The 21,041-nt window shown below is 56.1% G+C and carries 16 protein-coding genes and 5 tRNA genes; all 21 read right to left on the bottom strand.

The genetic code is table 11. The features are described 5' to 3' along the window. Positions 1-45: 45 nt before the first annotated feature. The 21 genes from rpsL to LG327_RS07460 all read right to left on the bottom strand — a co-directional run bounded on the left by rpsL (position 46) and on the right by LG327_RS07460 (position 20,976). Positions 46-420 carry a 30S ribosomal protein S12 gene (rpsL, locus tag LG327_RS07560; RefSeq protein ID WP_404367966.1) on the bottom strand — a complete coding sequence of 125 codons (375 nt, stop codon included), beginning with the start codon at positions 418-420 and terminating at the stop codon, positions 46-48. 169 nt (positions 421-589) lie between these two features. Beyond that, on the bottom strand, positions 590-4,798 hold the full coding sequence (rpoC, locus tag LG327_RS07555; protein ID WP_404367963.1) for a DNA-directed RNA polymerase subunit beta': 4,209 nt from the start codon (positions 4,796-4,798) through the stop codon (positions 590-592). 80 nt (positions 4,799-4,878) lie between these two features. Then, a complete protein-coding gene (gene rpoB / locus LG327_RS07550) occupies positions 4,879-8,955 on the bottom strand; it encodes a DNA-directed RNA polymerase subunit beta (RefSeq protein WP_404367960.1) in 4,077 nt (1,358 codons plus the stop codon). Positions 8,956-9,197: 242 nt separating this feature from the next. Then, positions 9,198-9,575, bottom strand: coding sequence for a 50S ribosomal protein L7/L12 (gene rplL, locus LG327_RS07545; protein WP_404367958.1), 378 nt, complete (start codon positions 9,573-9,575; stop codon positions 9,198-9,200). A gap of 39 nt (positions 9,576-9,614) precedes the next feature. Continuing rightward, positions 9,615-10,145: a 50S ribosomal protein L10 gene (gene rplJ, locus LG327_RS07540; RefSeq protein ID WP_404367955.1), complete on the bottom strand. Its 531-nt coding sequence runs from the start codon at positions 10,143-10,145 to the stop codon at positions 9,615-9,617. Between the two features lie 250 nt (positions 10,146-10,395). Further along, positions 10,396-11,094, bottom strand: a complete 699-nt coding sequence (gene rplA / locus LG327_RS07535; protein WP_404367952.1) for a 50S ribosomal protein L1 — start codon at positions 11,092-11,094, stop codon at positions 10,396-10,398. Between the two features lies 1 nt (position 11,095). Continuing rightward, a complete protein-coding gene (gene rplK, locus LG327_RS07530) occupies positions 11,096-11,527 on the bottom strand; it encodes a 50S ribosomal protein L11 (RefSeq protein ID WP_404367949.1) in 432 nt (143 codons plus the stop codon). 118 nt (positions 11,528-11,645) lie between these two features. Beyond that, positions 11,646-12,179, bottom strand: coding sequence for a transcription termination/antitermination protein NusG (gene nusG / locus LG327_RS07525; RefSeq protein WP_404367946.1), 534 nt, complete (start codon positions 12,177-12,179; stop codon positions 11,646-11,648). A gap of 12 nt (positions 12,180-12,191) precedes the next feature. After that, complete coding sequence (gene secE, locus LG327_RS07520) at positions 12,192-12,560, bottom strand: preprotein translocase subunit SecE (protein ID WP_404367943.1); 369 nt, start codon at positions 12,558-12,560, stop codon at positions 12,192-12,194. Positions 12,561-12,593: 33 nt separating this feature from the next. Next, positions 12,594-12,669, bottom strand: a tRNA-Trp gene (locus tag LG327_RS07515). Positions 12,670-12,691: 22 nt separating this feature from the next. Beyond that, positions 12,692-13,888, bottom strand: coding sequence for an elongation factor Tu (gene tuf / locus LG327_RS07510; RefSeq protein WP_404367940.1), 1,197 nt, complete (start codon positions 13,886-13,888; stop codon positions 12,692-12,694). 52 nt (positions 13,889-13,940) lie between these two features. Beyond that, a tRNA-Thr gene (locus LG327_RS07505) sits at positions 13,941-14,016 on the bottom strand. Between the two features lie 20 nt (positions 14,017-14,036). Next, positions 14,037-14,111, bottom strand: a tRNA-Gly gene (locus LG327_RS07500). 11 nt (positions 14,112-14,122) lie between these two features. Continuing rightward, positions 14,123-14,206, bottom strand: a tRNA-Tyr gene (locus LG327_RS07495). Between the two features lie 45 nt (positions 14,207-14,251). Continuing rightward, positions 14,252-14,327: transfer RNA gene (locus tag LG327_RS07490), tRNA-Thr, on the bottom strand. Positions 14,328-14,358: 31 nt separating this feature from the next. After that, the gene (locus LG327_RS07485; protein WP_404367937.1) at positions 14,359-14,964 is read right to left on the bottom strand and encodes an SPOR domain-containing protein; all 606 of its coding nucleotides are present in this window, start codon (positions 14,962-14,964) and stop codon (positions 14,359-14,361) included. A 155-nt stretch (positions 14,965-15,119) separates the two neighbouring features. Further along, on the bottom strand, positions 15,120-15,851 hold the full coding sequence (locus tag LG327_RS07480) for a type III pantothenate kinase (protein WP_404367934.1): 732 nt from the start codon (positions 15,849-15,851) through the stop codon (positions 15,120-15,122). Continuing rightward, on the bottom strand, positions 15,848-16,825 hold the full coding sequence (locus LG327_RS07475) for a biotin--[acetyl-CoA-carboxylase] ligase (protein WP_404367931.1): 978 nt from the start codon (positions 16,823-16,825) through the stop codon (positions 15,848-15,850). Before LG327_RS07475 ends, LG327_RS07480 begins: the two co-directional genes overlap by 4 nt. Positions 16,826-16,952: 127 nt before the next feature. Then, positions 16,953-19,352, bottom strand: a complete 2,400-nt coding sequence (locus LG327_RS07470; RefSeq protein ID WP_404367928.1) for a DUF6160 family protein — start codon at positions 19,350-19,352, stop codon at positions 16,953-16,955. A 14-nt stretch (positions 19,353-19,366) separates the two neighbouring features. After that, positions 19,367-19,927, bottom strand: a complete 561-nt coding sequence (locus LG327_RS07465) for a hypothetical protein (RefSeq protein ID WP_404367925.1) — start codon at positions 19,925-19,927, stop codon at positions 19,367-19,369. Next, positions 19,924-20,976, bottom strand: a complete 1,053-nt coding sequence (locus LG327_RS07460) for a hypothetical protein (protein WP_404367922.1) — start codon at positions 20,974-20,976, stop codon at positions 19,924-19,926. Before LG327_RS07460 ends, LG327_RS07465 begins: the two co-directional genes overlap by 4 nt. Positions 20,977-21,041: the final 65 nt, after the last annotated feature.

The raw sequence follows: 21,041 nt of genomic DNA, 5'->3' as shown, positions 1-21,041 counted from the left end.
ACTCTTACCGTCAACAGCAACGATAAAAGACACCCGCGTGGGACATCAGGACTTGGGTCGTTTTGCACCATATTTGGAGCGGCCCTGCTTACGGTTCTGCACACCCTGGGTGTCCAGCGTTCCGCGAACAGTGTGATAGCGCACACCGGGAAGGTCTTTTACTCGACCGCCGCGGATCAGCACAACACTGTGCTCCTGAAGGTTGTGACCTTCACCGCCAATGTAAGAGGAAACCTCGTAGCCGTTGGTCAGACGCACACGGCAAACCTTACGGAGTGCTGAGTTCGGCTTCTTCGGCGTAGTAGTGTATACACGAGTACATACACCCCGACGCTGCGGGCAGCTTTGCAGCGCCGGAACGTCGCTTTTCGCCACTCTGCGTTTACGAGGCTTACGCACCAACTGATTAATCGTTGCCATGTAAGCAAACTCCAAGAAAAACTGGACCATTGAAAACTTGCCCCTGAGGGCAAAATTTAAGGGACGCAAGTGTAAGCCTGCGTCCCTCGTCAGTCAAGATGACTGATTTCTTTTTGACCAGCGGCCGACTGAATTCACAACCGACAGCTGACCAGTTCCGAAGCGTCAATCAGCGATTGAGCTCGGCACTCAGCGCTTCCGCCACATCTTCTGCAGTCGCTCCCCGCTCTTCAAGTTCACGCTTGCGCCGACGTTCGGCGTGATAAGCCAGACCGGTACCGGCAGGTATCAGGCGGCCAACCACCACGTTTTCCTTCAGGCCGCGCAGGTAATCCCGCTTGCCGGTTACTGCACCTTCGGTCAGGACACGGGTTGTCTCCTGGAACGAAGCAGCCGATATGAAGGACTCGGTGGCCAGCGATGCCTTGGTGATACCAAGCAGCAGTCTTTCGCAACGGGCAGGCTGCTTGTCGGCAGCTTCGGCCGCAGCATTTTCCTCGATGAACTGGTGGTATTCCACCGTGTCCCCGCCAATGAACGAAGTCTCGCCAGGGTTGGTGATCTCAACCTTGCGCAGCATCTGGCGAACAATCACTTCAATGTGCTTGTCGTTGATGACAACGCCCTGCAGGCGATAGACGTCCTGGATCTCGTTGGTGATGTACTTCGCCAGTTCCACCACACCCAGCAGACGCAGAATGTCGTGCGGGTTTGACGGACCATCGGAGATGACCTCGCCTTTCTCGACAGTTTCGCCCTCGAAGATATTCAGCTGACGCCATTTGGGAATCAGCACTTCGTAGGCATCACCATCTTTCGGCGTGATCATCAGACGCTTCTTGCCCTTGGTTTCCTTGCCAAAGGACACCACACCGCTGGTCTCAGCCAGGATGGAAGGCTCCTTCGGACGCCGGGCCTCGAACAGATCCGCAACCCGGGGCAGACCACCGGTGATGTCGCGGGTCTTTGAGCTTTCCTGCGGTATACGCGCGACGACATCGCCAATTTCGACCGGGCCTTCGTGGGTGACCGTGATCAGGGCATTCGCAGGCAGGAAGTACTGCGCCGGACTACCGCCTGGCAGCTGCACTTCATCGCCGTTTTCGTCCACGACCTGGATCATCGGACGAATGTCCTTGCCAGCCGCAGGACGCTCTTTCGGATCGATAACCTGAACGGTGGAAAGACCTGTCAGCTCATCGGTCTGGGTGCGCACCGTAATGCCCTGGTCCATGCCGACAAAGTTCGCGATACCCTTGCCTTCCGCCACGATCGGATGGGTGTGGGGATCCCACTTGGCCACAATCGCACCGGCCTCCACCCTGTCGCCGTGCTTGACGGAGAGCATTGCGCCATAGGGAAGCTTGTACCACTCCCGCTCACGACCCTGCTCGTCTGCGACCGCAAGCGCTGAGGAGCGTGAAACCACTATCAGCGTGCCATCCGTGCGCTCGATGGATTTGAGGTTGTGCAGACGAACCGTGCCACCGTGCTTGACCTGGATGTTGTCCACCGCAGAGGCCCGGCTTGCCGCGCCGCCAATGTGGAATGTCCGCATGGTCAGCTGGGTACCAGGCTCACCGATCGACTGGGCCGCAATGACACCAACAGCCTCACCAACATTAACCAGATGACCGCGGGCCAGGTCCCGGCCGTAACAGCTGGCACAGACACCGTGTCTGGTTTCACAGCTGATTGCGGAACGGACCCATATCTCGTCCACACCGGCAAGCTCGACCATCTCAATGGTTTTTTCGTCCAGCAGCGCACCGGCAGCAACAACCGCATTTTCCTTGTCGGTCGGTGTATACACATCACGCGCCGTAACACGACCAAGCACCCGGTCACCAAGAGGCACAACCACGTCACCGCCCTCGATGTGCGGTGTCATCAGCAGACCCTCTTCGGTTCCGCAGTCAACCTCGGTAACCACCAGGTCCTGCGACACGTCTACAAGACGGCGGGTCAGGTAACCTGAGTTTGCGGTCTTCAGAGCCGTATCGGCCAGGCCTTTACGTGCGCCGTGAGTCGAGATGAAGTACTGGAGTACGTTCAGGCCTTCACGGAAGTTGGCGGTAATGGGAGTCTCGATGATCGAGCCGTCCGGCTTGGCCATCAAACCACGCATACCAGCGAGCTGACGGATCTGCGCCGCGGAACCCCGGGCTCCGGAGTCCGCCATCATGTAAACCGAGTTGAAAGACTCCTGAGTCAGGAATTCGCCATTCTCGCCCTTGACCGGCTTCCCGTCGGGACCGATTACCTGTTCCTGGGACAGCCGCTCCATCATGGCCTTGGAGACCTTGTCGTTGGCCCGGGACCAGATGTCGATAACCTTGTTGTACTTCTCACCCTGGGTCAGAAGACCGGAAGCATACTGACTTTCGATTTCCTTGACCTCCGCCTCGGCGGCGTCAACCATTTCATACTTCTCTGGCGGGATCTCGAAGTCATTCACACCGATGGACGTGCCGGATACCGTGGCATAGTGAAAGCCGGTATACATCAGTTGGTCCGCAAAGATGACCGACTCTTTCAGGCCCACGGTGCGGTAGCACACGTTGATCAGGTTGGAGATGGCCTTCTTGACCATCGGCCGGTTGACGATATCGAAAGCCATGCCATCCGGAACAATATCAAACAACAGGGCGCGGCCCACCGTGGTATCCACGATGTTGATATGCTCTGACAGTCCGCCTTCTTCGTCTGTCCGGATTTCCCGGACACGGACCTTGACCTTGGCCTGGAGATCCACCTTGCGGGCGCCATAGGCCCTGTGGACTTCCTTGATGTCCGCAAACACCATGCCCTCGCCCTTCGCCGTCTTGCGTTCCCGGGTCATGTAGTACAGACCAAGAACCACGTCCTGCGAAGGCACAATGATGGGCTCGCCGTTGGCGGGCGAAAGCACGTTGTTGGTGGACATCATCAATGCGCGGGCTTCGAGCTGGGCTTCCAGCGTCAGCGGCACGTGGACCGCCATCTGGTCACCGTCAAAGTCCGCGTTGTAGGCTGCGCAGACCAGCGGATGCAGCTGGATGGCCTTGCCTTCGATCAGAACCGGCTCAAATGCCTGGATGCCCAGACGGTGCAGAGTAGGCGCCCGGTTGAGCATGATCGGATGTTCCCGGATAACTTCATCCAGGATGTCCCATACAACTGCTTCTTCACGTTCGACCATCTTCTTCGCGGCCTTGATCGTGGTCGCAAGACCGCGATGCTCAAGCTTGGAGAAGATGAAAGGCTTGAACAGCTCCAGCGCCATTTTCTTGGGCAGGCCGCACTGATGCAGCCGCAGATAGGGCCCAACCACGATGACCGAACGGCCCGAGTAGTCGACCCGCTTGCCCAGCAGGTTCTGACGGAACCGGCCCTGCTTGCCCTTGATCATGTCGGCAAGTGATTTCAGGGGACGCTTGTTGGTGCCGGTGATGGCACGCCCACGCCGGCCGTTGTCCAGCAGCGCATCAACCGCTTCCTGCAGCATCCGCTTTTCGTTGCGGACAATGATGTCAGGAGCATTCAGCTCGAGTAGACGCTTGAGACGGTTGTTCCGGTTGATCACCCTGCGGTAAAGATCGTTCAGATCAGAGGTAGCGAACCGGCCACCGTCCAGCGGAACCAGCGGACGAAGATCCGGCGGCAGCACAGGCAGCACCGTCATGATCATGTCGCCAGGACGATTACCTGAGTTCAGGAAGGCCTCAAGGATCTTGAGGCGTTTGCTGAACTTCTTGATCTTGGTTTCGGAGTTGGTCTGCGGAATTTCTTCACGCAGATTGTCTACCGCTTCCTGAAGATCGATATCTTCCAGAAGAGCCTTGACGGCTTCCGCGCCCATGCGGGCGTCGAATTCATCACCGAACTCTTCCAGCGCTTCGTAATACTGTTCGTCGTTCAGCAGCTGGCCACGCTCAAGCGTCGTCATGCCTGGGTCGATGACGATGAAGGATTCGAAATAGAGTACACGCTCTATGTCACGAAGCGTCATGTCCAGCATCAGGCCGATACGGGAGGGCAGTGATTTCAGGAACCAGATGTGGGCGACAGGGCTCGCCAGTTCGATGTGACCCATGCGGTCACGGCGAACACTGGCCAGCGCCACTTCAACGCCACACTTCTCGCAGATCACACCACGGTGCTTGAGGCGCTTGTACTTGCCGCACAGGCACTCGTAATCCTTGATCGGGCCGAAGATCTTGGCACAGAAAAGGCCGTCACGCTCAGGCTTGAACGTACGGTAGTTGATGGTCTCAGGCTTTTTTACTTCACCAAAGGACCATGAGCGAATCATATCAGGTGATGCCAGTCCGATTCGGATGGCATCAAAGTCCTGCTTCTGGTTCTGGCTCTTGAGAAGATTCAGTAAATCTTTCATCAGTAACAAGCTCCGGATGGCGTTAATCTCGGGCGGACACCTGACGGTGTCCGCTCACGCTGCCAAAAAAACAATTCGGCTCAGTCGGATTCCAGCTCGATGTCGATACCCAGCGAGCGGATCTCCTTGATAAGAACGTTGAAGGATTCGGGCATGCCCGGCTCCATGCGATGGTCGCCATCGACAATGTTCTTGTACATCTTTGTCCGGCCGTTCACGTCGTCAGACTTCACAGTGAGCATCTCCTGCAGCGTATACGCCGCACCGTAGGCTTCCAGTGCCCACACTTCCATCTCACCGAAACGCTGGCCGCCGAACTGAGCCTTACCGCCCAGCGGCTGCTGGGTAACAAGACTGTATGAGCCGGTAGAGCGCGCATGCATCTTGTCATCGATCAGGTGATTCAGCTTCAGGATGTACATGTAACCAACAGTGACCGGACGATCAAATTCGTCACCGGTGCGGCCATCGTACAGCCTGATCTGGCCACTGGTGTCCATGTCGGCAAGCTCAAGCATAAGCTTGACCTCAGATTCCTTGGCACCATCGAACACGGCGGTGGCCATGGGCACACCTTCGCGCAGATTGTGCGCCAGCTCCAGAATCTCTGCATCTGACAGACTGTCCAGATCGACCGGGGTCACTTCATCACTGTGGTTGTAGATCTGATCCAGCAACTCACGGATATCGGTAACCTTGCGCTGAGCCTCAAGCATGTCGTTGATCTTGTAGCCCAGACCTTTGGCTGCGGCGCCAAGGTGGGTTTCAAGGACCTGACCCACGTTCATCCGTGAGGGAACGCCCAGCGGGTTCAGAACCACATCAACGGTGTTGCCCTGCTCATCGTAGGGCATGTCTTCCACCGGCATGACCGCGGAAATGACACCCTTGTTCCCGTGACGACCAGCCATTTTGTCACCCGGCTGAATACGACGCTTGATAGCCAGGTACACCTTGACGATCTTCAGAACGCCCGGAGCCAGATCATCACCCTGCTGGAGCTTGCGCTTCTTGCTCTCAAAGCGGGCTTCGTGATCTTTTTTCCGGTCAATAAGACCTTCCTCGGATTTCTCAAGGAGTTCGTTCAGCGATTCGTCCTTCATCCGGAGCTTGAACCAGTCTTCCCGGGGCAGCTCTGAGAGGAATGCGTTATCCAGCTTCGCGCCCTTTTTGAGACCGGGCCCACTGATCACTTCCTGACCACCCAGTGCACTCACGAGACGTTCGAACGTGGCACCTTCAACAATGCGGTACTCGTCCTTCAGGTCTTTCCGGTACTGATCCAGCTGCTCTTTCTCAATGGCGAGTGCCCGCTGATCTTTTTCGATCCCGTCGCGGGTGAATACCTGAACATCGATGACAGTGCCGCGGGTGCCGGTGGAAACACGACTGGACGTGTCTTTCACGTCTGACGCTTTCTCACCGAATATGGCCCTCAGAAGTTTCTCTTCCGGCGTCAGCTGGGTTTCACCCTTGGGCGTCACCTTGCCAACCAGGATATCTCCCGGGCCCACTTCGGCACCTATGTAAACAATGCCCGACTCATCCAGTTTGGACAGAGCACTCTCACCCACGTTCGGGATGTCCGCGGTGATTTCCTCACTGCCAAGCTTGGTATCCCGGGCGACACAGGTCAGCTCCTGGATATGGATGGTGGTGAAGCGATCCTCCACAACAACCTTTTCGGAAACCAGTATGGAGTCCTCAAAGTTGTAGCCGTTCCAGGGCATGAATGCGATCCGGATGTTCTGGCCAAGGGCAAGCTCACCCAGATCTACAGACGGGCCGTCAGCCAGAACGTCACCTCGGGCGATTTTGTCGCCCTGCTTGACGATGGAGCGCTGATTGATACAGGTGTTCTGATTCGAGCGCGTATACTTGGTCAGATTGTAGATATCCACACCGGCATCACCGGCTTCGGTCTCTTCATCGTTTACACGAATTACAATCCTGGCCGCATCCACACTCTCAACCACGCCGCCCCGGCGACTGGTCACACAGACCCCGGAGTCCTGGGCCACGATGCGCTCGATACCGGTGCCGACCAACGGCTTGTCGGCGCGCAGAGTGGGCACTGCCTGACGTTGCATGTTCGAGCCCATCAGGGCCCGGTTAGCATCGTCATGCTCCAGGAACGGAATCAGCGACGCTGCAACAGATACCACCTGGCGCGGCGAAACGTCCTTGAAGTTGACGTTTTCCGGCGGAGTCACGGTGAATTCGTTCTGATGCCTTACGGTTACCAGCTCATCCACCAGACGGTTGCTCTCGTCAACCGCCGCACTTGCCTGGGCGATGATGAAATTGCTTTCCTCAATGGCCGACAGGTAAACAATCTCGTCGGTCACCACGCCATCAATAACCTTCCGGTACGGGCTCTCGAGGAAACCGTAGGAATTGGTTCGGGCATAGGTGGCCAGCGAGTTGATCAGACCGATGTTCGGACCTTCCGGCGTCTCGATGGGACACACCCGGCCATAATGGGTCGGATGCACGTCCCGGACTTCAAAGCCGGCGCGTTCGCGGGTAAGACCACCCGGGCCGAGAGCAGACACACGGCGTTTGTGTGTCACTTCCGACAAGGGGTTGTTCTGATCCATGAACTGGGACAGCTGACTGGAGCCGAAGAATTCCTTGACGGCAGCAGCCACAGGCTTGGCGTTGATCAGGTCCTGGGGCATCAGGCCTTCACTCTCAGCCAGGCTCAGACGCTCACGGACCGCCCGCTCGACACGCACCAGCCCAACACGGAACTGGTTCTCGGCCATCTCGCCAACACAGCGGATCCGCCGGTTACCCAGGTTGTCGATATCGTCGGTAGTGCCCTGGCCATTACGGATATTGATCAGGGTCCGAAGCACATCAATGATGTCAGCGTGGGTAAGAATCGCTTCGCCCGTGCTTTCCTCACGACCCAGGCGGCGGTTGAGCTTCATTCGCCCAACGCCAGACAGGTCATAACGCTCTTCCGAGAAGAAGAGGTTGTTGAAAAGGTTTTCAGCGGATTCCTTGGTCGGGGGCTCGCCCGGACGCATCATCCGGTAGATCTCAACCAACGCTTCCAACTGCGTGCGGGTCGGATCAATGCGCAGCGTGTCCGACATGAACGGGCCACAGTCAAGATCGTTGGTGTAAAGGGTATCGATTTCCTCAACCCCTGCCGCCAGGATCTTGCTGACAACTTCGTCGGTCAGTTCGGTATTGCATTCGACGAGCAACTCACCGCTTTTTTTGTCGACCAGGTCCCGGGCAAGAACACGCCCATACAGATACTCTGTAGGAACTTCGAGCTCGGTGATTCCGGACTTTTCAAGCTGGCGGATGTGGCGCGCAGTAACACGGCGCCCTTCCTCGACAACAATGCTTCCGTCTTTGTCCTTGATGTCAAAGGTCGCGATATCACCGCGAAGACGGCTTGGGACCAGATCCAGCTTGCAGGTCTCTTCCCCGAGCCTGAAGTGGCTGGTGTCAAAGAACATCTCAAGCATCTGCTCGGAAGTGAAATTCAGCGCACGCAGAAGAATCGATGCTGGCAGCTTTCGCCGACGATCGATCCGTACAAACACGCAGTCCTTCGGGTCAAACTCAAAATCGAGCCATGAACCACGGTAGGGAATGATCCGCGCCGAATACAGGAGCTTGCCTGATGAGTGAGTCTTCCCTTTGTCATGATCAAAGAAGACACCCGGCGAGCGGTGCAACTGGGAAACTATGACACGCTCGGTGCCATTGACAACAAAGGTGCCGTTTTCGGTCATCAGGGGCATTTCGCCCATGTAGACTTCCTGCTCCTTGATGTCCTTGATGGCTTTGTTTGATGATTCTTTATCGTAAATAATCAGACGTACTTTAACCCGCAGCGGCGCTGCGTACGTCACGCCCCGTAGCTGGCATTCCTTGACATCAAATACCGGCTCTCCAATGCGGTAGCTCACGTATTCGAGTGCCGCGTTGCCAGAATAACTGGCAATCGGGAATACGGATTTGAACGCTGCATGCAGGCCAGATTCCTGGCGAGCCTCAACAGCCGTTTCCATTTGCAGGAAGTCCCGATATGAATCCAGCTGAATAGACAGCAAATAGGGGACATCCATCACGGAAGGCAATTTACTAAAATCTTTGCGAATCCGCTTTTTCTCAGTGTAGGAGTAAGTCATCTGCATTCCCCAGCTTTAGACCTGATACCTGGTATCAAGAAGCAACCATTTTCCTGCTTCGGGGCCGAATTGCTCGGCTGACTGCGCCGTCTTGAACAAGACTTGGACTGTATGATCGGGGCTACTGCCATATTAAAAGATCGAACCTCGACTGCCACAGCAGATACAACAGAAAAAGGCCGGTGGCGCATGGCCACCAGCCCGTCCATGCTCAACGCATGGTAGCGAACAACAATCGGCTCTTACTTGAGCTCAACTGAAGCGCCTGCTTCCTCAAGCTTCGTCTTGGCCGCATCGGCATCTGCCTTGCTGGCAGCTTCCTTGACGGTGGAAGGCGCGCTATCAACCATTTCTTTCGCTTCCTTCAGGCCAAGACCTGTAAGCTCACGAACAGCCTTGATAACGTTTACCTTCTTCTCACCTGGACCGGTCAGAATTACGTCGAATTCGGTCTGCTCTTCAGCAACGGCGGCTTCGCCACCAGCAGCTGCAGGCGCAGCAGCAACCGCTGCAGCGGCAGAAACACCGAACTTCTCTTCCATTGCTTCAACCAGCGCAACAACATCCATTACGCTCATTTCAGCAATTGCATTCAAAATATCGTCTTTAGACAGAGCCATGACTTTCTCCCAAAAATATAAAAATGGTGTTCAACAGAATCAAGCAGCGTCTTGCTTCTGGTCGCGAACTGCCGCTACTGCACGGGTCACTTTCGAAGGAATCTCGTTTAGTGTCCGCGCCAGCTTGGTAACCGGTGCCTGTGTTACGGCTGCCAGCATCGTCAACGCCTCATGGCGTGTCGGAAGCTTGGCGAGGCGATCAATCTGGTCTGCGCCCATCAGCTCACCGCCGACTGCAAGACCCTTGATATTGAATGCCTCTTTCTCCTTGGCAAAATCCTTCAGCAGCCTTGCAGCCGCTCCGGGATCTTCCATTGAGAATGCCAGAATCGTCGGACCAACCAGCACATCACGGATGCACTCGTACTCGGTACCCACAATCGCAAGCTTCGCCAGGTTGTTACGAACAACCTTCAGGCGAACCTGCTCTGCGCGGGCCTTCGCACGTAACGCCGTCATATCACCGGAGGTGATACCACGGTAGTCAGCCAGTACGACGGACAGAGCACCACCGGCAGTCTCGTTGACTTCAGCGACGATCGCCTTCTTGTCTTCGAGTCTAATTGCCACTGGATTTCTCCTCGATTTCGCCGGGATATCCCAGCAAACCCATCAATGCCCTCGGAGCCTGACTGCGATTTGACGCAATTGGCTCCGTTTTGGGCGCCCTACGGTGTTTGGGTTCAGAGAGAACGTCTTCACACCGTCTGCGCAGGCGTTGCTTTAACCCTTGCGACCCATGATCGGGTCTCGGGGGCCTGCGGTCTTTGACAGCCTTGGCTTCCGCCCAGACTACAAAGTGCCTATCGATTGGCGGTGGTCAAACAGCCAGACCACCCATATCGATAGTGAGACCAGGACCCATGGTCGATGAAAGGGTGATCTTCTTGAGATAAACCCCTTTCGCCGCCGAAGGCTTGGCCTTTTTCAGATCCGCGACAAGCGCTTCCAGGTTTTCCCTGATCGCGCTCGCGTCAAAATCCACGTTGCCGAGAGGCGAATGGATAATACCGTTCTTGTCGGTCCTGTAACGAACCTGACCTGCCTTGGCATTTTTCACTGCTGTGGCAACATCCGGAGTCACGGTGCCAACCTTGGGGTTTGGCATCAGGCCACGCGGGCCCAGAATCTGACCCAGCTGACCAACAACACGCATGGCATCCGGGGTCGCAATGACGACATCGAAATCCATGTTGCCCTTTTTGACTTCCTCGGCGAGATCTTCCATGCCTACGATGTCAGCACCAGCCTCTTTGGCTTTCTCGGCATTGGCGCCCTGGGTAAACACTGCCACCCGGACGGTCTTGCCTGTGCCGTGAGGAAGGACCGTGCTGCTACGTACAACCTGATCGGATTTACGCGGGTCGACGCCCAGGTTTATGGCCACATCAATCGACTCCTTGAACTTGATATCTTTACCAAGTTCAACCAGAAGCTGGACAGCCTCATCCATGGGATATGCCCGCGTGGCTTCCACTTTTTCACGAATCAATTTTTGACGTTTGCTCAGCTTTGCCATGTTACAGGCCCTCCACGTTCAGACCCATACTACGGGCAGTGCCTGCAATTGTTCGAACGGCAGCATCCATATCAGCTGCAGTCAGATCAGGCTCTTTGGTTTTCGCGATTTCTTCGAGCTGGGCCCGGGTCACAGTACCAACCTTGTCGGTATTGGGCCGCGCCGACCCACTTTTGATCCCGGCCGCCTTTTTGAGCAGAACCGGCGCCGGCGGCGTCTTGGTAACAAAGGTGAAGCTGCGATCACTGTATACGGTGATAACCACAGGAATCGGCAGACCAGGCTCAACATCCTGGGTCTTGGCGTTAAAAGCCTTGCAGAATTCCATAATGTTCACGCCACGCTGGCCGAGAGCCGGCCCTACGGGCGGACTCGGATTGGCCTTGCCGGCGGCAACCTGAAGCTTGATATAAGCGGCGATCTTCTTTGCCATGATATTTCTCCTGGTGGGTCTAGCGCCTTCCGGCTCCCCTTTATAGACAACTGCTAAGAGCAGACACAAAAAGCCCGCAACACTTTACCAGTGCGCGAGCTCAGTACAGCTGTTCCGATCAGTCCTTTTCGACCTGACCGAACTCCAGCTCAACCGGCGTAGACCGGCCAAAAATAAGCACAGCCACTTTGACACGACTCTTGCCGTAGTCAACTTCCTCAACCACACCGTTGAAGTCCGCAAAGGGACCCTCGGTAACCCGGACAATTTCGCCAGGTTCGAAGAGAGTTTTCGGCTTGGGCTTGTCAACACCGCTTTCAACACGGCGAAGAATGGCCTCAGCTTCTTTCTCCGTAATCGGGGCCGGCTTGTCTTTCGTGCCCCCAATGAAACCGAGCACTTTAGGTGTATTCTTTACGAGATGCCAGCTCCTGTCGTCCATTTCCATCTGGACCAGCACATAACCGGGATAGAACTTGCGCTCGCTCTTGCGCTTCTTCCCTTCCCGCATCTCTACAACTTCTTCAGTCGGCACCAGGATATCACCAAAGTGATCCTCCATGCCTTCAAGCGCCACACGCTCCTTGAGAGTGCGCATAACCTGCTTTTCGAAGCCAGAATACGCATGAACCACGTACCAGCGCTTAGCCATTGCCCACTCCTGTTACCCGATAACCCCGGAAACCAGCATGCTGATCAGGGAGTCCATTGCCCACAAAAGAAGCGCCACCACCAGAACGAATATGACAACGATAACCGTCGTCTGAATCAGCTCGGGCCTGGTTGGCCAGACTACTTTGCGGATCTCGACCCGCGCCTCTTTCAGCAGGGCTGCGAAACGCCTGCCCCGATCAGTCTGCAGAGCAACGAGAGTCGCAACGACAGCCAGAGCCACAAGAGCAAGAACCCGATAAAGCACGGATTCAGCGCTGTAATACTGATTGCCCACAACACCTGCGGCGATCAACACGAAAACAACCAGCCACTTGATCGCATCAAAGCGACTGGTTGAATGTTGGGCTTTTGACTCCATAGGAATCAGCTTATGTATCCGGAAGTTTAAAAATGGCAGGCCAGGAGGGAATCGAACCCCCAACCTGCGGTTTTGGAGACCGCTGCTCTGCCAATTGAGCTACTGGCCTGCACCGAAACTACTCAGCGCACTTACTCGACGATCTTTGCAACAACCCCTGCGCCAACGGTACGGCCGCCTTCGCGAATCGCGAAACGCAGGCCTTCTTCCATTGCAATCGGCGCGATCAGGGTGACGTCCAACTTTACGTTGTCGCCAGGCATGACCATCTCCACACCTTCCGGCAGTTCACAGGACCCGGTCACATCAGTGGTCCGGAAGTAGAACTGGGGACGATATCCTTTGAAGAACGGCGTATGACGGCCGCCCTCTTCCTTGCTCAGCACGTACACCTCTGACTCAAAACGGGTGTGCGGCTTGATGGTGCCCGGCTTTGCAAGCACCTGACCACGCTCAACGTCGTCGCGCTTGGTGCCGCGCAGCAGCACACCTACGTTCTCGCCCGCCCGACCTTCGTCAAGCAGCTTGCGGAACATCTCAACGCCGGTACAGACAGTCTTGACGGTATCCTTGATACCAATGATCTCGACTTCCTCACCAACCTTGACAACGCCCCGCTCAACACGACCGGTCACTACGGTACCACGGCCGGAGATGGAGAACACATCCTCAATCGGCATCAGGAACGGCTGATCGATGGCACGCTCCGGCTCCGGAATGTACTCATCCAGGGCCTGAACCAGCTTCTTGACAGCCGTGGTGCCCATCTCGTTGTCATCCTTGCCTTCCAGCGCCATCAGCGCGGAACCAGTGATGATCGGCGTGTCGTCAGCCGGGAAGTCGTACTGAGCCAGCAGCTCACGCACTTCCATCTCGACCAGCTCAAGCAGCTCTTCGTCATCAACCATGTCCGCCTTGTTCAGGAACACGACAATGAACGGAACGCCAACCTGGCGCGACAGCAGGATGTGCTCGCGGGTCTGCGGCATCGGGCCGTCAGCTGCGGAACATACCAGAATTGCACCGTCCATCTGCGCCGCACCAGTGATCATGTTCTTCACATAGTCAGCGTGGCCCGGGCAGTCAACGTGAGCATAATGACGCGTCGGGGAGTCGTACTCAACGTGAGAGGTCGCGATGGTGATACCACGCGCGCGCTCTTCCGGAGCATTGTCGATCTGATCGAATGCACGGGACTCGCCTGTTCCCCACACTTCGTGACACACGCGCGTCAGCGCAGCTGTCAGCGTTGTCTTGCCATGGTCAACGTGGCCAATGGTGCCCACGTTCAAGTGCGGCTTCTTACGTTCAAATTTTGCTTTAGACATTCGACCGTTCTCCCTAATCAACCAATAAGCGTAACGTTGACCGGACAAATAATGGAGCTCATGACCGGAATTGAACCGGTGACCTCATCCTTACCAAGGATGTGCTCTACCGACTGAGCTACATGAGCACTTGACCTTACTTCGAAACTGGAGCGGGCAGCGGGAATCGAACCCGCGTCATCAGCTTGGAAGGCTGAGGTAATAGCCACTATACGATGCCCGCGAGCAAAAATATGGTGGAGGGGGCAGGATTCGAACCTGCGAAGCTTGCGCGTCAGATTTACAGTCTGATCCCTTTGGCCACTCGGGAACCCCTCCAAAACAGGCTTCCTGACTGCGAAACCTGCCTTGATAACAAAAAAGTGGAGCTGGCGGACGGAATCGAACCCCCGACCTGCTGATTACAAGTCAGCTGCTCTACCAACTGAGCTACGCCAGCCCACATTCGCCTGTTCAGCGAGGGCGGTATACTACGGATTTTTCTGAATAGTTGCAACACCTTCGCAGTCATTCAGTTCCACAGATTCAAACCTGCTGCCAATGCCTGCCAGAGCCTCTTCAAGCTGCTCTGACCCGGGACTGGCCCTCACCTCAAAAACGAGGGAGTATCCTATCTTATTTCGGGGGAAGGTGGCCAGCGTCGCCTCCAGTCCGCGAGCCTGGCTAAGACTGAGAACACGCTCTGCAGAGGCCCGCGAACTGAATAGACCGAGGGAGATGGCATTTTCCTGGTCTCCCTCCCGGACAAGATAGGAGTCGATGTTCCACTCCTGCAATGTCCGGAAGCGCTTCAGCGCTGCAGCTCTCGATTCTGCGGGTGGAATTATTACCCAGTAGTAGGGATCTGCAGGCTTATCCTTCTGCTTTAAGGTAACCTCGCCCACAACCCCTGAAATTTTTTCTGCCCTGGTCTGGGCTTCGGCAGGGTCTTCAAACCAGCCTGCCTCGATACAGATGCGCGGGGCAGCCACCGGTGGCAGTTCGCTTTCAGGCTGAGGGCGCTTCGGGCCCGCCTCTGAAGCCACGCGCACCGGCTCTTCCGGATGCTTCCCGGCGCCAGCAGAATCCTCGCTCATGGCCGACTCCGGCATGGACTCAGGCTGAAACTGGAGAGATGCAACTCGCGGCAATCGGCCGCTGGCCAGCGGCTCCGACCAAGGCTCTGAGGAGGACCCTGTCATGAAGAACCATAGTGCCAGATTGAAGGCAATCAGTATCAGAGCCAGCCACTTCATGGTTGCGACTCGGAATCTATCGCCGCCAGGCCTTCAAAAACGAGGTCCGGAACCAGTTCAGCCGCAAGCCCAAGTGACAGCAATTCATCAGCATCGCCCCCTGTTAACAGGATTCGATCTACACCCATCTGACGACAATCTTCATGCAGGCTGTTTACCAGCCCCCGCCAGAGCCAGTGAAGGCCATGATGAACACATTCAGTAGTCGAAGTGCCAGGCAGCAGGGACCCCGCCTGCGCATCGACAAAGGCAATACGGGCCGCATCCTGACGCAGACCCCGCAGCATCATGCCACGACCCGGAACAATATAGCCTCCAGCATGCATGCCAGAAGCGGTAACAAAATCGATGGTCACAGCGCTGCCAGCATCAACCACTACCAGCGCAGCCCGGTGCCGTCGCCAGGCGCCGTAGAGCGCATGCCAGCGATCCGCGCCCATGGTGTGGGGGTCTTCATAGGCACACCTGAGTTCATTGCGTTGCGCCTCGGTCCAGTAAAAACGTACAGGCGCACTGGTAAACGCCGACACGGCCTGCATGAGCTGTTCCCGCCCCGCTTCCGAAGCCACTGTTGAGATGGCAACACGCTCAATTGATGAGGCATAAGGCCGGGCCTCCTGGAAGATGGGTTCCTCACCCAGGGTGCCCCATCCAGAGCGGAGCTTCTGGTTTTGCTGCTGCACCTGCCATTTCACACGAGTGTTACCGGCATCAATCAGAAGCTTCATGACATCACCCGCATGCTGACCTCTCCGGCCCTTACTGTCTGAATGCCCTGCTCTGTCTCAATCTGGTAATGACCTGAGGCATCGATACCGCGGCCAATCCCCTCCATCTCCCCCTGAACAGCCCTGAGCGAATGTCCGTAAAACACATCTCGCTGCTGCCAGCGGTCCCTGAACGCCTCGAAGCCATTCACCGCAAATTCATCAACTGCCGCAAGCACTGAGGAAGTCAGTTCAGCAGCAATGTCATTCCGGCGCCAGGGAGTCTTCTCCTGTGCCTGGGAAAGACTGGTCCAGGGCTGATCCACTCCTGCCGCTTCCCGCATATGGACATTCAGACCGACACCGGCCACAACCTGTACAACACCTTCAAGCTCTCCCTGCAATTCAACAAGGATACCTGCGAGTTTACGACCTTCATGCTGGAGGTCATTCGGCCATTTGAGGCCAACATTCCGCAGGCCAAGCCGCTCAAGGGCTTCAGCCACCGCGACTCCGATCACCAGGCTGAGGCCTTCCAGCGCGGTAAAGCCTCCCCGGAGCGTCAGGCCCATGCTCATGTAAAGATTTTCGCCTGGCGGGCTCAGCCATGCCCGACCACGGCGACCCCGCCCTGCAGTCTGGGTATCGGCCAGACAGACCATCACTGCCCCGGCACCAGGGTCATCTGAATGGCCAGCGCGATACCGCGCCACTTCAGCATTGGTTGAATCCACACTTTCAAGAACGCGAAGGTCAATGCTTTCCTGCAGACTCCCCGGGAGTGATGCCCGGATCCTCTCTGCATCCAGCAGGTCCACATGATCCTCAAGACGGTATCCGCGGCCTTTGAGGGTTTCGATCCGGTAGCCGCGACCCTGGGCACGCCGGATCTGCTTCCAGATAGCCGTACGACTCACTCCCAGTTGCGTAGCCAGAGAGGCACCCGAGTGGATCCGGCGGTCGGATAACAGATTGATGAGAGCCTTTGTCTTCATGAAAGAGTGCCTGACAGGAAATTCGGGGATGGCAGGGCGGATTAAACAACAGCAGGCGCAAAAAAACAAAGGCATCGGCGGGAAAGGTCGCGCCGGGCGGGGTGCCCGGCGAGGCTGGGGTATATTCTCAGGGAATGGGGGTGGCGGTCAGATTCGCTTTCACGTCAAAGTTCTGGAGTTTCATTCCGTAGATCACTGTCTGCCCCTCGGTTGGCTGGTTGGGGTGAACAAGATCCACATTATTGATGGAAAGTTCCTTGAACCGGGAGCGCGCCTGCACGGCGAAGCCCAGGGGCCGGTTATCCAGGTCCGCGGTAGTGGGAGAGGTTTCATAGCGATAACCAGCGGCTGCAGAAGCATCCATGATCTTTTCATCACCACGGCTGCCGACAACTCCAAGTGAATCCGCCCCATCGGTCTTTTTGACCACTTTGGTCTGGTGTACATCGACGGAGATGTCAGTCCGAATGCCAAAGGTGTTGCCTTCCACCTCGTTTCCATCGATATCACCACCATCACTGGTGTAGATATCATTCAGCACCAGCTTCATGCCGGTGCCATTTTCTGGCCGGCCATCGGAACCCAGGGCACGATTGGTTTCCCAGACGAAAGCATTCCTTTTTGTGTCACTGACAGCCTTCGCGAATATCTGCTTCATCCGGATGGTGATACCTTCCTCGCCCCGATCTTCCCAGATTCCGCCAGAGGCCGAACAGCCCGCAGCATCGCTGCCGGAACCGCCAACACATACCTGACCCGCTCCACCCGGAAGAATGGTCATACTGCTTCCCTTTTCGTAATTCTGGAAAACAAAACGGCCGAAACTTCCACCGGTCTTCTTGTCACCAATCCGCAGATTGCCGATATCCATCGTGCTCCAGGCTTCACCCTTGATGATGGCAAAACCTTCCTCCGTGACGTCAACTGTCATGTCCCGGACGTGAATGTCGTAGTTCAGGTCGCTGGCCCAGAGCCCCTTCTGTGAAACCTCGCCCTGACCTTCGTCATAAGGTGCCGCGATCAGTGCAGCGTTGCCGTTTTTGATCTGGATATCGGAGTTGATGGTCAGGCCTTCTCCCGAAGCCCCCCCGGCCCCAATGGTGATATGGCCGTCCAGGTCAAACTCGTAAGCTGGATAAATCCCCAGCGTCAGTAAAAGCTCGGTGCCGCCCTGCAACTGGGCGTCATCACTGCCAACCCTCAGGCCATTCAGACGGTAACCCCCCTCGATATTCTCGAACCCGATTCTCAGACCATCATAGAACCGGGTGCCGTTGAGAGTTCCATCACTGGTGACGTTCACAGTGACATCACCATGACCCCAGGACTGAAGCCCACTGAAAATCACCCGGTTGCCGTCTTCGGTATAGCTGACGTCAGCCAATTGAAGACTCCACTCTGTAGCCAGCCTCAGACCCTGCGGACCGGCGTCCTGGTGACCACCACCCTGGAGGTAGACGGCATTGGTAAAGGTCTCCCCATCGTAAACCTGATCCGCGAACAGGAAATTGACGTTGAGCGAGCCAAGGCTTTTGCCACTAGTCCCCATTTCAATGCTACCAATATTGAAGCCCCCGGAGAGGGAGTCCAGAGTCAGTCCGAGTGCTTCGCGGCCGTTCCAGTCCTGGGTAACATCCAGACGCAGGTCGTTTAGCTGATAGGACCCGGTGATATCCCGGAAAGCCAGCGGGTTACCGTCATCCCTGTAGATGAAGTTGGCACTGTTGATTGTTGTTTGTCCATCAAAACGGATACCCTCTGCGCCATCACGTCCTCCACCCTGAATCTCCAGCCTTGACGACAGGTCAAAATCACCCTCCAGACTGCCATAACTGGGCAGCGCGGAACCGGTGATCACGTCGAAACTGTTGCCGTGGTTGGCAGAGTTGTCACTGTAGCGGATGGCACCGACACTATAAGAACCTGTGATGGAGGGTGAGTCCAGAGTAAGAGCGCCGTTTTCCACATCCAGAATCATGCCGACAGAGGCAAAATCCATGGTTATATCGTCGAGAAAGACTTCGTTGCCGTTTGTGCGATAGCCCAGCCGCCCGCCCGTCATTGTGTATGCTGAATCAAACCTGTACCCGGTGCCTCCTGTCGATGAAATTTTCAGAGAACCCTTGAGGGAATGGTCAAAGAAGATCCCACCCATGCTCAGACCCGGAGCTCCCGCCAGGCGGATGTCCCCGAACTCGATACGGCGATCCTCGACGAGATAGTCAAGATTGAGGGCGCCATCCTCCTCAATGTCGATGTCAATCTTGTGGTAGACACCCTCTCCCGCATCTGTCGCGGAGCTCAGCCGAAAACCCTCCAGGTGGATTCCATTGTCGTCGTCAAAATAGGAAATACTGGCTGCACTGGCCTCCAGCTCCCCTTCCAGGGTAATTCCGCTCTGGCCACTGATGCCGGCCATGTCAGACTCATCCAGACTCTGAAGATCAGCGCGAGCAAGCGGAATCGACGCTGCCAGAGCAAGGCTGAGGATCGAGCCTTTACGGAAAACATTTGAACATCTGGTCATAGGAAAACTCCCCATCAGGGGTTACCAGTTGGAAAAACGAGCAGATTGCCCTCAAGCACTACGTCGCCCTCCATCTCAATGGCCAAGATGTCAGTCTGCTGAAACCCCGGGTCGGTGGGGCGCGCAGTACTGCTGGCAGCGATCTTGAACTGGACGGAGTCGTATCGGACGATATTGGGCAGCCCTACCTCGAGAACATCACGATTGAACAGAGCACCATCTCCGCCAAACCCGGAGTCAATGGTCCGGACACGCAGTGTGAGCCCCTCGAAGGAGAACTTGCCGCGGATATCATCCAGAACCATCCAGCCACCGTCCTGTTTCAGTTGATAGGCCAGGCGGGCGCCGCACTTTTTCGTGGTATCACTGCAACTGCCAAAATAGCTGTTCTGGACCGGCCCGCCCAGTTCGTTAATGCTCACATCCCCCGAGAGGTAAATGCCGCCCTGACCAGACACCGTGGCCAGATCACCATCATCCAGCTTTGCCAGTTCGGCATAAACTGGCCCGGTCGTTACAAGACTGACAGCCAGAGCCAGTCCGAAAGCTAATGGTAACGAAATGCGGGGCATCATGGCGCAAGGTCCTTTGTCTCGATTTTGAGATGCTGGATCAACATGCCTTCAATTCGTGAGGAGCCAAAGTCCCGGTCGCCCACCGAAAGATTGCCAATCGTCAGGTTGCTCCGATGGTCAGGGTTTGTGTAATAGTCATTGTAGAAGTTCCACGTATCCTCGTTGCTGTCCGTCACTAAGCCCTCTGGGCCAATAGTGCCGGCCTGCGGTTTGGGAATGGCCGCAACTTCGACCACGAAGTTTCCTGACCCATCCACATCAAAGAACATGGGCTGGAACTGATTACCCAGAGCAAGTTCCAGGGCAAAATTTTGCATGGTAATCCGTGAACCACAGGTTGTGCCATCCTGGTCACATGCATTGATTGAAAGTTCGGGCGTGTAAAAATTCAGCTTGAACTGACCGACCATCTGACGCCGGCTATTATCGCCCCACAGCCGAATATAGCTGCCGTCGATTACAGCACTCTGGGCGTGGATATTGATATTTGCCGACTGATCGGTTCCAACAGCCACATCCATCTGCAGCCCGATGTCCGGCCGTTCGCCATGAAAATCAGCGGTCGCGGGCCGACTCGAACAGGTGCCTGACCCAGCTAGCGCTGATGCGCTCATGCAGTCAAAACCCTGGGATGCAGCAACCATGGTGGGGGCGGCAAATTGCATAACGGCCTTGTCGGCCACCCCAATCGTATTGCCGTCAACAAGATCGATAGTGTAAGGGTTGACCAGGCGCCCCAGGTTAACAGACCCCAGGTTCTCGCCGTAATTACTGCCTGAGCCTGAAATATAGAGTTTGTTTACCACAACCTCCACATCCCGCCCATCAGTGCTTTTAAGGCCTCCGATCCTGAAAATGCGTCCGTTCTCGACATCCGTTCCATGGGCAAACTTGAAGTCCTCCAGAACCATACCGATGCCGGCACCATCGACTTCGGCAAGCTCTGTCTCGGAAAGGCTTTTCATGTCCGCCCGGGCAGACTCGCCGGCAAACAGCGCGGCAGATACCAGCACTACGGCCTTGCCTTTCATTTGCAGCATTTTGATCATTGATTCCATTCCCTAAAACAGCCCCCGCCCTCGATCTATATACTCCGTGCGGTAGCCCTGGACGC

Origin of the sequence: Marinobacter sp. (genome assembly GCF_044799475.1) — a bacterium.
Classification (GTDB): domain Bacteria; phylum Pseudomonadota; class Gammaproteobacteria; order Pseudomonadales; family Oleiphilaceae; genus Marinobacter.
Note: the sequence above shows the minus strand (reverse complement) of the source record. Positions and strands in the feature narration are given on the sequence as shown.

What these genes read in the sequence shown, in the direction of transcription:
- LG327_RS07460 (WP_404367922.1), bottom strand. Translation starts at nt 20,976, where the DNA reads ATGATCAAAATGCTGCAAATGAAAGGCAAGGCCGTAGTGCTGGTATCT.
- rpsL (WP_404367966.1), bottom strand. Translation starts at nt 420, where the DNA reads ATGGCAACGATTAATCAGTTGGTGCGTAAGCCTCGTAAACGCAGAGTG.
- LG327_RS07475 (WP_404367931.1), bottom strand. Translation starts at nt 16,825, where the DNA reads ATGAAGACAAAGGCTCTCATCAATCTGTTATCCGACCGCCGGATCCAC.
- rpoC (WP_404367963.1), bottom strand. Translation starts at nt 4,798, where the DNA reads ATGAAAGATTTACTGAATCTTCTCAAGAGCCAGAACCAGAAGCAGGAC.
- rplL (WP_404367958.1), bottom strand. Translation starts at nt 9,575, where the DNA reads ATGGCTCTGTCTAAAGACGATATTTTGAATGCAATTGCTGAAATGAGC.
- secE (WP_404367943.1), bottom strand. Translation starts at nt 12,560, where the DNA reads ATGGAGTCAAAAGCCCAACATTCAACCAGTCGCTTTGATGCGATCAAG.
- tuf (WP_404367940.1), bottom strand. Translation starts at nt 13,888, where the DNA reads ATGTCTAAAGCAAAATTTGAACGTAAGAAGCCGCACTTGAACGTGGGC.
- rplK (WP_404367949.1), bottom strand. Translation starts at nt 11,527, where the DNA reads ATGGCAAAGAAGATCGCCGCTTATATCAAGCTTCAGGTTGCCGCCGGC.
- LG327_RS07470 (WP_404367928.1), bottom strand. Translation starts at nt 19,352, where the DNA reads ATGACCAGATGTTCAAATGTTTTCCGTAAAGGCTCGATCCTCAGCCTT.
- LG327_RS07465 (WP_404367925.1), bottom strand. Translation starts at nt 19,927, where the DNA reads ATGATGCCCCGCATTTCGTTACCATTAGCTTTCGGACTGGCTCTGGCT.
- LG327_RS07485 (WP_404367937.1), bottom strand. Translation starts at nt 14,964, where the DNA reads ATGAGCGAGGATTCTGCTGGCGCCGGGAAGCATCCGGAAGAGCCGGTG.
- LG327_RS07480 (WP_404367934.1), bottom strand. Translation starts at nt 15,851, where the DNA reads ATGAAGCTTCTGATTGATGCCGGTAACACTCGTGTGAAATGGCAGGTG.
- nusG (WP_404367946.1), bottom strand. Translation starts at nt 12,179, where the DNA reads ATGGCTAAGCGCTGGTACGTGGTTCATGCGTATTCTGGCTTCGAAAAG.
- rpoB (WP_404367960.1), bottom strand. Translation starts at nt 8,955, where the DNA reads ATGACTTACTCCTACACTGAGAAAAAGCGGATTCGCAAAGATTTTAGT.
- rplA (WP_404367952.1), bottom strand. Translation starts at nt 11,094, where the DNA reads ATGGCAAAGCTGAGCAAACGTCAAAAATTGATTCGTGAAAAAGTGGAA.